Genomic DNA, 15,498 nt, shown 5'->3' with positions numbered 1-15,498 from the left:
ATGATTGAGAATAATTAACGTCAATGTTGAACTAAACTAGTAATGTATCGCTAATTAATCGGCATGTGAAACGATAGTTACTGGAGTAACCAATGAATAAAGCCTTAGTGGGTAAAAAAATCTTGATAATTGATGATGAGGTTGTTTTTCGCACTATGCTGACGGAATATTTCTCACATGAAAAAGCGTGTGTCTATACAACAGATAATGGTAGCCAAGCGTTATCTTTATTAGATAAGGGATTATTACCCGACCTTATTTTATGTGACATTCGTATGCCGGTTATGAATGGCCCTACGTTTTTATGTCACCTTGAACAACGTAAACTTGCTATTCCTGTTATTGCTATTTCATGTACAGATAATATGTCTGAAGTAGATGATATGTTGCGTTTAGGGGCACAAGAAATTTTTCTTAAGCCAATAACACATCTCGATAAATTAAAACAAAAAGTTATTGAAGTATTATGCCCAGGTTTTTTTGAATCAGTATTAATAGAAGGTATACATTTAGAACCTCTTTGGAATAGCTTGCGAAAAGATACACATTATATTCAGTCGTTCATAAAACAGATGCAACCTCAGGTTAAACAAGTTGTAGCGGGATATTGTGTTAATTATCGTCAGCTAAATGATATTGCTAAAATGGGATTGTTATTTGATATTGCCGCCTTATCAGAAGATCAAATTATTTTTTATTGTGTTGATATATCACGGGACGACGAAAATGGGCTTTTGGTCGCTTTACTCTTACGAGTTGTATTTAATGATGTATTAAAATCATCAGAAAAAAATCGTTCGCTTCCAAGCATGTATAACATGTTGAATAAGCTTAATAAGATGCTGAATGAAATAGGTGTAAAAGGGCAGTTTCCTATCACTTTAGGGTATTATCATACACAGAAAAAAAATATATTATTGGCATCAGCAGGATTACGAGCTGAAATAAAAACAGAGAGTAAAAAATTCGAATTGAATAGCGGTGTTCCCTTAGGTACTTTGCAACTTTTATATATTAACCAAATAAAATGTGAAGGAACAAATTGGCAATGTAAGATTTGGGATAATACAAATCAGATTAAATTAATGTTTTCCCCTATCTATAAAAGTTAAATTTAGATTAAAGAAATACAGAATATCGTGCATATATTAAACATAAATGAAGAACTATCTCAATTAAGCGGTAGGGCTCTGTTTATCCTTAGATATTAGCTGGTATACTCTGGCGATTATTTTTTAATGTACCCATTCATATTTGAAAATAGAACGGTACGAATTGCAGGAGAAATATAATGTCATCAGCAGTGCGTAAAGTTAGAAAAGCGGTGATCCCTGTTGCTGGATTAGGAACAAGAATGTTACCTGCAACTAAGGCAATTCCGAAAGAAATGTTGCCTGTGGTTGATAAACCACTTATTCAATATGTGGTTAATGAATGTATTGCGGCGGGTATTAATGAAATTGTTCTTGTCACACATTCTTCTAAAAACTCCATTGAAAACCATTTCGATACCAGTTTTGAATTAGAAGCTATTTTAGAAAAACGAGTTAAACGCCAGTTACTAGAAGAAGTACAAGGTATTTGCCCAAGTCATGTCACTATCATGCAAACTCGTCAAGGGATCGCAAAAGGATTAGGTCATGCTATTTTATGTGCAAAACCTTTAATCGGTGATGAGCCTTTTGCGGTTATTCTGCCCGATGTCATTTTAGATAGATATAGTGCAGATTTAACTAAAGTTAACCTGAAAGAGATGCTTTCCCATTTTGAGCGCTCTGGCGCAAGCCAAATTTTAGTTGAACCTGTACCCGAAGATGAAGTTTCTAACTATGGTATTGTTGATTGCATGGGAGAACATTTATGCCCAGGTGATAGCAAACCAATTACTCGTGTTGTTGAAAAACCGAAAAAAGAAGAAGCACCTTCGAATTTATCTATCGTGGGTCGTTATGTCTTATCTGAAAGTATTTGGCCATTATTGGCAAAAACAGCGCCAGGTGCGGGCGATGAAATTCAGTTAACAGATGCGATTGCGATGCTGATTGAAAAAGAAGACGTTGAGGCTTATCACCTACAAGGGAAAAGCCACGATTGTGGTAATAAATTAGGGTATATGAAAGCATTCGTAGAATACGGTATACAGCACGAAGAGTTTGGTGAAGATTTCGCACAATGGATAAAATCATTGAAAGTAGAGTGAAATGGCACTGAGTAATAATCATTTTGTATAGCGGTTTTTATTGTATGGTTCTTGCGAATACATTGTGTTATAGACAAATGATTTTGTGAGAAATGCTAGATAAAGTGATCACAAGAGATTAAGGTATGGCTCAATGCAACCATGTATTGAGCCATACTGATTTTTGTAAAGTATGATGATGTTAAGCGTTATGATGTTTAATCAAGGTGATATTAAGCATGATAACGTTTACGTGAATAATAATTAATTGGGTTATTTGAGTGATAATATGAAAATATTAGTAACAGGTGCTGCGGGGTTTATTGGCTCTCATTTAAGTCAGCGTTTAATTGAAATGGGTTACCATGTTGTTGGAATAGATAATCTCAATGATTATTATGATGTACGCTTAAAAGAAGCTCGATTAGCTAAATTACAACAGTTAGAAAAGTTTCAATTTGAGAAAATTGATATTGTTGATTCAACAAAAGTGGCTCAATTATTTGTAACTCATCAGTTTGATCGTGTTATTCATCTAGCGGCTCAGCCGGGAGTCCGCTATTCAATTGAAAATCCAATGGCCTATATTGATGCAAATATTGTCGGTCACATTAATATATTAGAAGGATGCCGTCATAATAAAGTAGGACATCTTATCTATTCTTCTTCAAGCTCTGTATATGGTTTAAATCAAAAGCAACCGTTCTCAACGGAAGATAGTGTTGATCATCCTGTTTCATTATATGCAGCAACTAAAAAAGCTAATGAGCTAATGTCTCATAGTTACTCGCATTTATATCAATTACCTACAACTGGATTACGATTCTTTACTGTATATGGTCCTTGGGGCCGTCCAGATATGGCATTATTTAAATTCACAAAAGCAATGCTTGCTGGTGAGCCTATTGATGTTTATAACGGCGGAAATATGACACGCGATTTCACTTATGTGGCTGATATCGTAGAGTCAGTTGTTCGTTTAATTGATATTGTTCCCAAAGCGGATGAAAGCTGGACGGTAGAGAAGGGCGAGACATCATCCAGTTCTGCACCTTATAAAATCTATAATGTAGGTAATGGGCAACCAACAAAACTGATGGATTTTATTAAGGCAATTGAAAAATCATTAAATATTAAAGCAAAACTAAATTTAATGCCGATGCAAGATGGTGATGTCCTTTCTACCTGTGCCGATTGCCAAGATTTATCTCAGGCCACCGGTTTCTCACCAAATACAAATGTAGAATACGGTGTAAAACAGTTTGTTGATTGGTATTTAAGTTATTATAGAAACTAAAACTGTTGGCTTAATTGAAGCGAATAAAAAAGGAGCTATAAAAGCTCCTTTTTCATTATAAATAAAAGTCAATGGTGTGATTTTTACACTCTTTATTTTTGTCTCCCAACCTTATATACAAACAACATCAGCACATATTAAAATTAAACGCTTGTTTAATATAAGGGGTAAACAAGAAAATACCCTTTTAAATAATTAAAAGGGTATTTCAAATAGAATATTGACTTAAATTAGATAAGGAAATCTTCTAATGATTTGCCTTCTTCGTCAATTGCACGCTTGATTACAGCTGGTGTACGACCTTGGCCTGTCCAAGTTTTAGTTTCACCATTTTCATCAACGTAAGAATATTTAGCTGGGCGAGCTGCACGTTTAGCACGGCCAGTTTTATTAACAGCACTTGCTTCAAGTAAGTCTGTTGGGTCAATACCGGCTTCTTCTAACATTTCACGGTATTTTTGTAATTTCTGAACACGCTCTTCTTCAGCTGCTTTTTCTAATGAGAATTCTTCACGACGCTCATTAACGACAACTTCGAGCTTTTCCAGCATTTCTTCTAAAGTTTCTAAAGAAGTTTCTCTTGCTTGTGCGCGGAGAGTACGGATGTTATTTAATATTTTTAAAGATTCGCTCATTTTCCTGGTCTCAAATAAATGTTGTTGGCTGATGTAATACTAATAATAGATTGCTATTTAAATTTCTGCAATACCTAAATACAAACCTTACGTAAAATTTCTTTTTTTTAAACTATTATCTCAACGAAAAAAATAATAAATATTGAGGTATCTTTAGTCAATAAAGGAAATATGAGTAAGGAAATGCATCTTTTAACTGATGATAGCGCTAATGTAAAAGAATAGAAAGCTTTGTTCATTTTTTTATAATAACGGACTTTTTTCAAAAAATGAGTTGGGGTTAACTTTCATACTTTAATAAACGTATATCAATGCGTGTTTTAATATGTTAAGTACTTATTAAAGCTATTTATTTTTTAAGCAAAAATTAGCATTAGCAATGACTCTCATCTTTGAATGGTATATCTAGAATAGAAATAAAGGTAATAAATACTTGTTATTGATAACTTGTAGACTGTTTATGTTAGACTGTCGCCCGTGAAAATAAACACTATTTAAGGAGAGAGCTGATGGCTCAGCTTTACTTTTATTATTCAGCTATGAATGCTGGAAAATCAACATCGCTATTGCAATCCTCTTATAACTATAATGAGCGAGGAATGCGTACATTGATTTTCACAGCGGCTATTGATACACGCTTTGCAAAGGGAAAAATTAGTTCAAGAATCGGTTTAAGTGCCGATGCATTGCTCTTCAGTGATGATATGAATATTCGCGATGTTATTGTTGCTGAGCATAACAAACAACCTATTCATTGCGTATTAATTGATGAATGCCAATTTTTAAGTAAGGCTCATGTAGAACAACTTTGTGAAATAACGGACACCTATGATATTCCGGTTCTTACTTATGGTTTAAGAACAGACTTTAGAGGCGAGCTATTTACGGGTAGTGCTTATTTATTAGCGTGGGCAGATAAATTAGTAGAGCTTAAAACAGTTTGTTACTGTGGTAGAAAAGCAAATAAAGTATTACGCTTAGATGATAAAGGAAATGTGCTGAGCGATGGTGCTCAAGTTGAAATTGGCGGAAATGAAAAATATGTTTCAGTTTGCCGTAAGCATTATACTCAGGCAACGCTAAAAGGGAGTATCGAGCAAGAGTAATCTTTTCCTTTTCCCTCTTTTGTGTATTTATAATGATGAAAGAGGGATTAAAATAAGTGTCCAAATAAAAGTTTATATTACTTAATACTAAAAAATATTTATCGATTTTTTAAATTCAGCCAATTTATTGGCTTTTTTTATATCAAAAGTTGGACTTTCTGATGTCCTTATGTAAAGAAATATTCTTTTTTTAAGAGAAATATTATTCATTTCATAGATTTCATTATCATTAATCAAAAAAAACATAATCAAATATACGTAGGGTATCTAATTTGTGATGCTGATATTGTTTTTTACAAATGATAAGACGCAAAAACATTTGATACACTAATATTATTCATAGTTTAATGAAATTGAATAAAGATCGTCGTAATGGGCTATAAATCTATTTATTTTATCTATGCTTAACATAATGAAATATTTATATCGAGTCTTATTGATGATGCTTATTGGTTTGCATGAATTATTACCTAATAAATAGCATGTCTTACTCTATGAATTTTAATACAAGAAAAAGACCGCACTTTTTATACTCCTAAAGGAGTAAGTTGAACCGTCAAATGCACAAATAACGACCTTTTGTTAGGTATTACTTTATCAATACGCATATAGTATTTTGATAATATTTTATTGAAATTATGTGCTTTATAAAGTGAATATTATTAATAACGTTGATGTGGAAATATTTCACATCAATATATTTTGCTCGTTATTTAAAAGCTAAATAGATCGAAATGTTCATTTTTCTTCTTTCCTAATGAGAATAAAACTCACTATGAACGAAAAAATGGTGATCTTGGTTTTAAAAATACCTAATACCTTTTTAGAACCATCGAATAAAGATAATTGGTTCAAAATAAAATAATTATGCTAACTAACTAATGAAAAAGGTGGTGAGTTAGACAAGCGCTGTAATTTACACAGACAACTTTTTTTAGGGTAGTTAATGCAACAGGGTGGCTGAAAAAGAAAATGGCTTAGCGCCTCATTTAAAGCTATATAGGCTTAAATATTCTAAACCTCATTCTTAATAAAAAAATGATAGATGGTTGCTAAGTGTAATTATTTATATTTTCTGGTTAAAAAATCGCTGAGCCACGATTTAGTGGTAAAACAAAATGAAAAGGCCTGACTCCGGTTAAATATCGAAATCAGGCCTTACATATCGCATTACTAAAAGTGCCCAAATTTATAGGGCACTTCATTAGCAGATTTTTATTAACAATAAATAATCGATTATTTGAGGATCAGACTAACACAGCGTGTCTCGATTATTTTTTACTGCTTTTTTTAGTTGGTTTTGATTCTTCTTTTACTTCCACAACGGGATGTTCATTAAATTCACGACCGTAGTAAGAATCTAATAATAGTTGTTTCAGTTCAGAGATCAGTGGGTAACGTGGGTTAGCACCAGTACACTGATCATCAAACGCATCTTCAGATAACTTATCAATTCTTGCTAAGAAATCACTTTCTTGAACGCCAGCTTCACGAATAGAAGATGGAATACCTAATGAAGATTTCATTTCTTCTAACCATGCTAATAATTTCTCAATCTTAGCCGCAGTACGATCACCCGGTGCTGAAAGCTCTAAGTGGTCAGCAATTTCTGCATAGCGACGGCGAGCTTGAGGGCGGTCGTATTGGCTAAATGCAGTCTGTTTTGTTGGGTTATCATTTGCGTTATAACGAATAACGTTTGAAATTAATAACGCATTAGCTAAACCATGAGGAATATGGAACTCAGAGCCTAATTTATGCGCCATTGAGTGACAAACACCCAAGAATGCGTTAGCAAAAGCAATACCAGCAATAGTTGCCGCATTATGAACACGTTCACGAGCAACTGGGTTTTTAGCCCCCTCATGATAACTTGCTGGCAGATATTCTTTCAGTAATTTCAATGCTTGTAGTGCTTGTCCGTCAGAATATTCGTTAGCTAATACAGAAACATAAGCTTCTAATGCGTGAGTCACTGCGTCTAAACCACCAAATGCACACAGTGATTTAGGCATATTCATAACAAGGTTTGCATCAACAATAGCCATATCAGGTGTTAATGCATAGTCTGCTAATGGGTATTTCTGACCTGTTTCGTCATCAGTAACTACCGCAAAAGGTGTTACTTCAGAGCCAGTACCTGATGTTGTAGTGATAGCAACCATTTGTGCTTTTACACCCATTTTCGGGAATTTATAAATACGTTTACGGATATCCATAAAGCGTAGTGCTAATTCTTCGAAGTGAGTTTCTGGGTGCTCATACATAACCCACATAATTTTTGCAGCATCCATTGGTGAACCACCACCTAATGCGATGATCACGTCAGGTTTAAAGCTGTTCATCTGTTCTGCACCTTTGCGCACAACACTCAATGTTGGATCGGCTTCAACTTCAAAGAAGACTTCTGTTTCAACACCAAATTTTTTCAGTACACGAGTAACTTCATCGACATAACCGTTATTGAATAAGAAACTATCGGTTACGATAAAGGCACGTTTTTTACCATCAGTCGCAATTTCTTCCAGTGCAATAGGTAAGCAACCACGGCGGAAGTAAATAGATTTAGGAAGCTTATGCCACAACATATTTTCTGCTCTTTTCGCCACGGTTTTAGTGTTGATAAGGTGTTTTGGCCCTACGTTTTCTGAAATGGAGTTACCACCCCATGACCCACAACCTAAGGTTAGAGAAGGAGCAAGCTTAAAGTTGTATAAGTCACCAATACCACCTTGAGATGCTGGAGTATTGATTAAGATACGAGATGTTTTCATTTTATCGCCGAAATAGGCAACATGTTCAGGACAATTATCTTGGTCTGTATATAAGCAAGATGTATGACCGATACCGCCCATTTCAACTAATTTTTCTGCTTTATGTACCGCATCTTCAAAAGTTTGAGCGTGGTACATTGCTAATAATGGAGATAATTTCTCGTGAGCAAATGGTTCTGCTTCGGTTGTTTCTTTTACTTCACCAATTAAAATTTTGGTGTTTACAGGTACTTCAATGCCGGCCATTTCAGCGATTTTTGTTGCTGGTTGACCTACGATAGCCGCATTTAAGTTACCGTCTTTTAAGATGATATCTTGAACAGCTTTTAATTCTTTACCTGTTAGCATATAACCGCCGTGAGTAGAGAAACGCTCACGAACTTGTTTATAGATGCTATCAACAACGATTACTGATTGTTCTGACGCACAAATTACGCCGTTATCGAAGGTTTTAGACATTAAGATTGATGCTACAGCACGTTTAATATCTGCTGAGTCATCAATAACAACTGGAGTATTGCCCGCACCAACACCGATAGCAGGTTTACCTGAACTATATGCAGCTTTAACCATGCCTGGACCACCTGTTGCTAAGATCAGGTTGATATCTTCATGGTGCATTAATGCGTTAGAGAGGGCGACTGATGGCTCATCAATCCAACCAATTATGTCTTTTGGCGCACCTGCAGCGATCGCCGCATTTAAAACGATTTCTGCAGCGCGATTTGTTGCTTCTTTAGCGCGTGGGTGTGGCGAGAAAATAATACCATTACGTGTTTTTAAGCTAATTAATGCTTTAAAAATCGCAGTAGATGTTGGGTTAGTGGTCGGTACGATACCGCAAATGATACCAATAGGTTCAGCGATAGTCATTGTGCCGTAAGTCAGATCTTCTGATAAGATCCCGCAGGTTTTTTCATCTTTATATGCATTGTAGATATATTCGGAGGCAAAGTGGTTTTTAATTACTTTATCTTCAACGATACCCATGCCAGATTCTTTCACAGCCAATTTTGCCAGAGGAATACGGGCGTCAGCGGCAGCTAATGCAGCAGCACGGAAAATTGCATCAACTTGTTCTTGAGAGAAGTTAGCAAATTCACGCTGAGCTTTTTTTACACGAGCAACCAAATCATTGAGTTCAGTAACGTTAGTTACAGACATAAAGAGACTCCTGATAAAATGTTAAATTTTTTAAGCAAATTAGCCGTTTTGATCATCATTAATAAGAATAGTCTAGATAGATGACATCGTGCTTATTTCAGTAATAATAATTAGAAGCCCTAATTTGCTTAAAAAACTTAAAAAAAACAACAATAAACATAAATATATTTTTAAAATTATCCTCTTTTTCCGAATGATAACAGCTTACCATCTTTCTAATTAATTAACGTGATCTTAATCACAAAATTGACAAGCTGACACCTTTCAGCACGACCGTTAATGAGAATAATAATCATATGCGAAAAATCATCAACGATTTTTTTGTCGTATCTCATATTTCGATATAAAATTAAACCACTAGGTTTTTATCGGTTTACAAGAGAATATTTTAGGTAAAAACTTGTTAACTAATAGAATTAACTGGTTTATTGATTTAAAGTAACGCGGATTTTTTAGAGTTACTCTATCTTTTATAGAATAATTCGCATGTTTATTAGCCAAGAAGGGGCTTTTCATGGGGGCACTGCTGGATTTATCCGGTTATATTAAATTTTTTGTGGGTCTTTTTGCGATTGTAAACCCAATTGGTATTTTGCCTGTTTTTATTAGTATGACGAGTTATCAAACGGATGCAGGGCGAAACAAAACAAATTTAATTGCAAATGGCTCCGTTGCAATTATTTTGGTTTCATCTCTGTTAATCGGCGATTCTATACTGAATATTTTCGGTATTTCTATCGACTCGTTTCGTATAGCGGGAGGGATGCTGATTGTTACAATTGCCATGACCATGATAAATGGGCGTTTAGGGGAAGATAAACAAAACAATCAAGAACGAAACGAATCTGCCGTACGTAATAGTGTTGCTGTTGTACCTTTGGCGTTACCATTAATGGCAGGGCCTGGGGCAATTAGTTCTTGTATTGTATGGAGTTCTCGTTGGGAAGGTTTTACTAACTTTTTGGGATTAGCCGCAACCAGTATCTTTTTTGCATTCTGCTGTTGGTTGCTTTTTCGTAGTGCAACACTATTAGTGAAATACTTAGGGCAAACGGGAATTAACGTGGTAACCCGTATAATGGGCTTATTATTAATGTCTTTAGGTATTGAGTTTATTGTGACCGGTTTGCGTTCTATTTTTCCGGGCTTATTAGTTTAAATATCGTTAACACAGTAGCATTTTTAAAAATCGCAGTGTTTTTTAATACTGCGATTTTTTATTTATTGCATCACTTCTTCCATGCTAATCAAGACGATGTATTCCTTTTGATAACGCTTCTCTATCATAGTGTTGAGTCAATTCGCCATTTTCCATTAATGCGGCTCTATCAGACATATGAGCAATTACATCGGCATCATGACTCACTAATAAATAAGTCATATTATGCTGTTTTTTTAGGGTGTTAAGCAGATTTAAGATCTCGGCTTGCACTGACATATCCAATGCTGAAGTTGGCTCATCTAATAATAACAATTGAGGTTGTAGCAAAAGGGCTCTTGCAATAGCAACTCGTTGGCGTTGTCCACCAGAGAGTTGGTGAGGATAACGGCTTGCTACATCCGCAGATAAGCCGACTTGAGCTAATGCCTGTTCAATTGTGCTGTTATCAAAAGGAATTTGATGAATTTTCAAAGGTTCAGAAAAAGCACGCTCAATACGGTGTTGGGGGTGTAAAGAGGCATAGGGATCTTGAAATACCATTTGTATATTACGGCGCAATGCGCCTTGAAAACGTTGTTGTGGTTTAATGGTTTGCCCTAAAAGTGACATGCTACCTTGCCAATGGGGCAATAATCCAGCAATGACACGTAAAACGGTTGATTTTCCACAACCAGAACGACCTATTAAGCTGAAGGTTTCACCTTGTTGGACATGTAAGTTGATCCCTTTTACAACATGCTTTGCTTGTTTGCCTTGCTCAAATTGAACGTGTAAATCATGAATATCAATTAGCATGATGTTGCCCCTTGAAATTAAGCGTCCTATCTAATACTGGCAATTGCGTGCCATAAGTACTTGCATTAGGTCTACATGTCCAAAGTGTCCGCGTATAAGGATGTGAGGCTGTCGGTAATGCTTTCGCATTGAGTTCATCCACTTGTTCGCCTTGGTACATCACCATTACACGTTCGCAGTATTCAGCAACCAGAGGTAAATCATGACTAATGAGTAGTAAACCCATCTTGCGCTGCTCACATTGGGTGGTAATCAGTTCAAGAATTTGATGGCGTAATTGGGCATCAAGCGCTGATGTTGGTTCATCAGCAATTAGAATTGTTGGGTTATTAATTAGCGCAATAGCAATCATTGCCCGTTGCCCCATTCCTCCTGATAATTCACCGGGATAGCGGTAAATACTCTGCTCAGGAAAGCCAACAGATAACAGCATTTCGATAATCAATTGTCGCCTATCTTGGCGTGAAAGTGTTTGATGGCGTTTTACCGACTCTTCCACTTGTTGATAAATGGTTTTTACCGGATTTAATGCATAACGGGGATCTTGCAATACCATCGAAATAGTATTTCCTCGAGTGTTATTCCATTGGCTCGATGAAAAATTCAATAGATTATTTCCCATTAAATTGAGCTGCTCTGCACTAACTTTTCCTGGTTGACGCACGAGTCCCATTAATGCGCGTGCTGTCATTGATTTACCTGAGCCTGATTCACCCACTACAGCTAAACGCTCTTGGCCTAAAGTAAAAGAGACGTTATTAACCACTCTTGCCGTTGGATAATCAATACAGAGTTTTTTCACTTCAATTAAAGGTGTTTTATTCATGGGTATCTCCCAATATATCCCGAAGCCCATCACCTAATAAATTAAAGGCGAGACTACTGATCAAAATTGCTGTCCCTGGAATAGCAGCTACCCACCATTGGTCAAAAATAACAGGCATACCTTCTGCTATCATTGCTCCCCATTCCGCCATAGGAGGGCGAGCACCTAATCCAAGAAAGCCCAAACCGGCAGCAGCAAGAATAATCACCGCTAAATTAAGCGCTAAACGCACAATGGCTGACGGTAAACATAGCGGTAAAATATGCCCCCATAAAAGACGAACACCTTTTATTCCCATCATTTCAGCAGCAGCAAGGTAATCACTATTGCGCAAATGTTGAATTTCACTGCGAGATTGACGTGCATAAGCAGGCCATGCTGTTAAAGCCAATGCCAATGCTCCATTAAGAAGACCGGGGCCTAACATTGCTACAAAGGCAAAAGCTAGGATCAATGAAGGCATTGACATTATAACGTCAGTGAATCGCATTAAAATACGTTCAGTCCATCCACCGTAATAACCCGATAAAATCCCGACCAACAATCCTAATGGTAAGGTGATAATAGCCACCAATCCCACCAAACCAAGCATTGGGCGTGTGCCATAAATAATACGAGAAAGGATATCTCGTCCATAATTATCTGTGCCTAACCAGTGTTCAGCGTTGGGTGCTAATAAGCGTTGAGCCGCATGTTGCCAATTGGGATCGTAAGGGGCTAACCAAGGTGCAAAAATAGCAATAATTAACAGTAAAATAAGCAATGATAAACCGATAAATGCGGAAGGCGAACGCGCTATTTTTCTTAAAAATGAAGGTGACATTAGCGGAGCCTCGGATCAGTCAAACGAATAACGATATCGGTCATATTATTAATAAAGACAAAGCATAAACCGATAATTAAAGTACCGCCCATAATGGCTGTGGTATCACCCGCAAAAAGTGCGGTTGTAAGATATCGACCAATTCCCGGCCAAGAAAAGACCGTTTCTGTTAATACCGCACCTTCTAACATACCGGTATAAGACAAGGCGATAATGGTCATTAATACACCACGAATATTGGGTAATACGTGATAAAAGAGAATACGTAACTCGCCAATACCTTTTGCTCTCGCTAAGGTGACATACTCTTTATTCATTTCGTTTAAACAGGCCGAACGTGTTAAGCGAGTAATAGAGGCAAGGGCAAAATAAGCTAATAGAGAAACGGGCAAAATAAGGTGTGATAACGCGTTAAAAAAAGCGTCTTTATCACCGGCTAATAAGGTATCGATTAACGCAAAGCCTGTTACAGGTTCAATTGTAAATTGATATATATCGTCTAATCGTCCGGGGCCTGCGGTCCATTGCAGTGTGGCATAGAAAATTAATAACAAAATTAAGCCTAACCAGAAAATAGGAACAGAGCTACCTAATAGCGTCAAAATGCGTAAAACAAAATCGAGAGGTGTACCGACAAAACGAGCACATAATACACCAAATAAAATGCCCAAACTGGCACCAATAACCAATGCGACTGTTGCTAACTCTAAAGTGGCTGGGAAAGTCAATAATAAATCATCAAGAACGGGTTGACCCGTTGATGTCGCTGTACCCAAATGTCCTTCTAATAATGCTTCTACATAGTGAAAAAACTGCATATAGAGAGGTAAATCCAGCCCCAATTCATGTTTGACTTGGTTATATGTTTCGAGGCTTGCATGATCACCGACAATTTGCAGAACAGGATCAACAGGGGAAAGTGCAGAAAGTGTGAAAGTAATTACAAGAAGCCCAAAAAGCGTAAGTACTAATGTCAATATTCCTTGAGCAAAAGTAATTAACTGGCTTTTTAGACGAATAGGTAACGTCATAGCAGTGTTCATACAGCAATAGCCTAGTGAAATGGCAAAAAATAGACCATCCACAATAACATGACTGTGGATGGTTTTAGGAAAAAATATTACTTAGTTACTTAGTTACTTAGTTACTTAGTTACTTAGTTACTTTGTCATAATAAACCATATCTGCATTTAGACCTTGGGCATAACCTTTAACATTATCGCGCATGACGATTTGGTTTTTACCTTGATCGATAAAGACATAAGGTGAACTACGTTGTAACTCTTTTTGCATTTCAGTATAGAGTGATTGACGCTTTGTCTTGTCTGCCTCATTCAGCGCCACTAATGTTTTTTGGCTTAGTTCAGGGATTTTCCAACCATTTAACCAAGCAACAGTATTGGATTGCCCGTCGTTATAAGCAAAGGCACTCGCATTAGAATGTGCATCAAAATAGTCTGGGATCCAAAAACGAATCGCGGCTTGGTGTTGTTTCGCGCGCACACGGCTATACACTTGGCTACCAGCCGCTGGTAATAAGTCTACTTGTACACCTGCTTGAGCAAAGCTTGCCTGAATGGATTGTGCCACCGTAATGTAAGGGACTTTATTCTCAACATCTAATGTAAAGCGAGCATTGGTAATGCCTGCTTTGGCTAAAATTGCCTTCGCTTTTTCGGGATCAAAGGTGAATGGATTATCTTTTAATGCACCCGGTAAACCCACAGGCAAAAAGCTTTGGTGAATAAAATACTGCCCACGCATTAAATCTTCAGTAATACCTTTGTAGTCAACTAAATAACGAGAGGCCTCCCAAAATGCGGGGTTACTAAGCGAAGGGTTTCCACTTGCGGTATTAAAAGCCAAATAAACTTGCTCTGCGGAAGGAATATCTAAAATTTGAATACCAGCTTTGCCAGACAGTGCTGCTGTTTGGTCTGTACCTAGCCCTCGAGCAATATCTGCATCACCTTTTTCAATCAACAAACGACGCGATGCTGGATCAGGTACGTTTTTAATAATGATATTCTCTATTTTAGGTGCACCAGTTGGTGAGAGAGGGTTAGCTTCTAACACAATCGCTTGGCGAGGTTGATAAGCACGCATTTTGTATGCGCCACTTCCTGCTGAATTCATTTTCAGCCAGCTATTCCCAAAGTCATTATTTTTAACGTGAGCAGAAACCAGCTTTTCATCAATAATAGAAGCAATTGGGGTTGAGAGGATATTTAGCACAACATCAGGGCTGACATCGGCTATCCAACGTACTTCTAATTCATTATCACTGATTTTTTTCAATAATGAATTAATGTTATCTGCTTTCCAACCTAAGACATTTAGAATAAAGGCAGGTGATTTATTCATGGTGATCGCACGCTGATAAGAGAAGATAATATCTTCAGGGCGAACAGTGTTACCTGATGCAAATTTTGCATCAGGTTTAATTTTAAATACGATAGATTTTTGTTCAGGATTGGCTTGCCAACTTTCAACTAAAATCGGTTCATTAATTTCAGGGTTATCGCGATTAGGTTGAACAATACGCTGATACAAACTAGGCACAGTCTGAATACTAGACAGTTCATTACTTTCAGCGGGATCAAGACTGACAATATCATCAAGCCCTTGAACCACAATTAATGTATTAGCAGGTGTTGCTGCAAATGCCGGGACGGAAAGGGCACCCACAACGAATAATGATAATAATTTTGCTTTCATGAGACGCTCCCTGAAACGG

Annotated in this window: 12 protein-coding genes; 5 read left to right on the top strand and 7 right to left on the bottom strand. The window is 36.7% G+C overall.

Going from position 1 to position 15,498, the window contains the following annotated elements; all coding sequences use genetic code 11:
• The first annotated feature begins 92 nt into the window (after positions 1-92).
• The 3 genes from rssB to ABN080_RS04665 all read left to right on the top strand — a co-directional run bounded on the left by rssB (position 93) and on the right by ABN080_RS04665 (position 3,476).
• Complete coding sequence (gene rssB / locus ABN080_RS04675; protein WP_109407653.1) at positions 93-1,112, top strand: two-component system response regulator RssB; 1,020 nt, start codon at positions 93-95, stop codon at positions 1,110-1,112.
• A gap of 179 nt (positions 1,113-1,291) precedes the next feature.
• A complete protein-coding gene (galU, locus tag ABN080_RS04670) occupies positions 1,292-2,200 on the top strand; it encodes a UTP--glucose-1-phosphate uridylyltransferase GalU (protein ID WP_349440489.1) in 909 nt (302 codons plus the stop codon).
• Between the two features lie 268 nt (positions 2,201-2,468).
• Positions 2,469-3,476, top strand: a complete 1,008-nt coding sequence (locus ABN080_RS04665) for an NAD-dependent epimerase (protein ID WP_196554114.1) — start codon at positions 2,469-2,471, stop codon at positions 3,474-3,476.
• A 230-nt stretch (positions 3,477-3,706) separates the two neighbouring features.
• Here the strand turns inward: ABN080_RS04665 and hns are convergent, their stop codons facing one another.
• Positions 3,707-4,111 carry a histone-like nucleoid-structuring protein H-NS gene (hns, locus tag ABN080_RS04660; RefSeq protein ID WP_072068302.1) on the bottom strand — a complete coding sequence of 135 codons (405 nt, stop codon included), beginning with the start codon at positions 4,109-4,111 and terminating at the stop codon, positions 3,707-3,709.
• Between the two features lie 509 nt (positions 4,112-4,620).
• On the opposite strand from hns, the gene ABN080_RS04655 reads away from it, so the two are divergent.
• Positions 4,621-5,217: a thymidine kinase gene (locus ABN080_RS04655; RefSeq protein WP_072068301.1), complete on the top strand. Its 597-nt coding sequence runs from the start codon at positions 4,621-4,623 to the stop codon at positions 5,215-5,217.
• Positions 5,218-6,488: 1,271 nt separating this feature from the next.
• Here ABN080_RS04655 and adhE read toward each other — a convergent pair.
• The gene (gene adhE, locus ABN080_RS04650) at positions 6,489-9,155 is read right to left on the bottom strand and encodes a bifunctional acetaldehyde-CoA/alcohol dehydrogenase (RefSeq protein ID WP_349440488.1); all 2,667 of its coding nucleotides are present in this window, start codon (positions 9,153-9,155) and stop codon (positions 6,489-6,491) included.
• 514 nt (positions 9,156-9,669) lie between these two features.
• On the opposite strand from adhE, the gene ABN080_RS04645 reads away from it, so the two are divergent.
• Complete coding sequence (locus ABN080_RS04645) at positions 9,670-10,314, top strand: YchE family NAAT transporter (RefSeq protein ID WP_072068299.1); 645 nt, start codon at positions 9,670-9,672, stop codon at positions 10,312-10,314.
• A gap of 84 nt (positions 10,315-10,398) precedes the next feature.
• Here the strand turns inward: ABN080_RS04645 and ABN080_RS04640 are convergent, their stop codons facing one another.
• The 5 genes from ABN080_RS04640 to ABN080_RS04620 all read right to left on the bottom strand — a co-directional run bounded on the left by ABN080_RS04640 (position 10,399) and on the right by ABN080_RS04620 (position 15,479).
• Entirely contained in the window at positions 10,399-11,115 is a 717-nt protein-coding gene (locus ABN080_RS04640; RefSeq protein WP_371032474.1) for an ABC transporter ATP-binding protein, read from the bottom strand.
• On the bottom strand, positions 11,102-11,938 hold the full coding sequence (locus tag ABN080_RS04635; RefSeq protein WP_349440487.1) for an ABC transporter ATP-binding protein: 837 nt from the start codon (positions 11,936-11,938) through the stop codon (positions 11,102-11,104). Before ABN080_RS04635 ends, ABN080_RS04640 begins: the two co-directional genes overlap by 14 nt.
• Complete coding sequence (locus tag ABN080_RS04630) at positions 11,931-12,761, bottom strand: ABC transporter permease (RefSeq protein WP_349440486.1); 831 nt, start codon at positions 12,759-12,761, stop codon at positions 11,931-11,933. The genes ABN080_RS04635 and ABN080_RS04630 overlap by 8 nt, the downstream gene beginning before the upstream one ends.
• Positions 12,761-13,804, bottom strand: coding sequence for an ABC transporter permease (locus ABN080_RS04625; RefSeq protein WP_349439088.1), 1,044 nt, complete (start codon positions 13,802-13,804; stop codon positions 12,761-12,763). Before ABN080_RS04625 ends, ABN080_RS04630 begins: the two co-directional genes overlap by 1 nt.
• Positions 13,805-13,913: 109 nt before the next feature.
• Positions 13,914-15,479, bottom strand: coding sequence for an ABC transporter substrate-binding protein (locus tag ABN080_RS04620; RefSeq protein ID WP_349440485.1), 1,566 nt, complete (start codon positions 15,477-15,479; stop codon positions 13,914-13,916).
• Between the last annotated feature and the right edge of the window lie 19 nt (positions 15,480-15,498).

It is taken from the genome of Proteus sp. fly-1089 (genome assembly GCF_040138965.1).
Lineage (GTDB): Bacteria > Pseudomonadota > Gammaproteobacteria > Enterobacterales > Enterobacteriaceae > Proteus > Proteus vulgaris_B.
The sequence above is the reverse complement of the archived record's forward strand: the minus strand, read 5'-3'. Positions and strand labels throughout refer to the sequence as shown.

Coding starts and splice junctions, on each gene's coding strand:
- rssB (WP_109407653.1), top strand. CDS start 93: ATGAATAAAGCCTTAGTGGGTAAAAAAATCTTGATAATTGATGATGAG.
- galU (WP_349440489.1), top strand. CDS start 1,292: ATGTCATCAGCAGTGCGTAAAGTTAGAAAAGCGGTGATCCCTGTTGCT.
- ABN080_RS04665 (WP_196554114.1), top strand. CDS start 2,469: ATGAAAATATTAGTAACAGGTGCTGCGGGGTTTATTGGCTCTCATTTA.
- hns (WP_072068302.1), bottom strand. CDS start 4,111: ATGAGCGAATCTTTAAAAATATTAAATAACATCCGTACTCTCCGCGCA.
- ABN080_RS04655 (WP_072068301.1), top strand. CDS start 4,621: ATGGCTCAGCTTTACTTTTATTATTCAGCTATGAATGCTGGAAAATCA.
- adhE (WP_349440488.1), bottom strand. CDS start 9,155: ATGTCTGTAACTAACGTTACTGAACTCAATGATTTGGTTGCTCGTGTA.
- ABN080_RS04645 (WP_072068299.1), top strand. CDS start 9,670: ATGGGGGCACTGCTGGATTTATCCGGTTATATTAAATTTTTTGTGGGT.
- ABN080_RS04635 (WP_349440487.1), bottom strand. CDS start 11,938: ATGAATAAAACACCTTTAATTGAAGTGAAAAAACTCTGTATTGATTAT.
- ABN080_RS04630 (WP_349440486.1), bottom strand. CDS start 12,761: ATGTCACCTTCATTTTTAAGAAAAATAGCGCGTTCGCCTTCCGCATTT.
- ABN080_RS04625 (WP_349439088.1), bottom strand. CDS start 13,804: ATGAACACTGCTATGACGTTACCTATTCGTCTAAAAAGCCAGTTAATT.
- ABN080_RS04620 (WP_349440485.1), bottom strand. CDS start 15,479: ATGAAAGCAAAATTATTATCATTATTCGTTGTGGGTGCCCTTTCCGTC.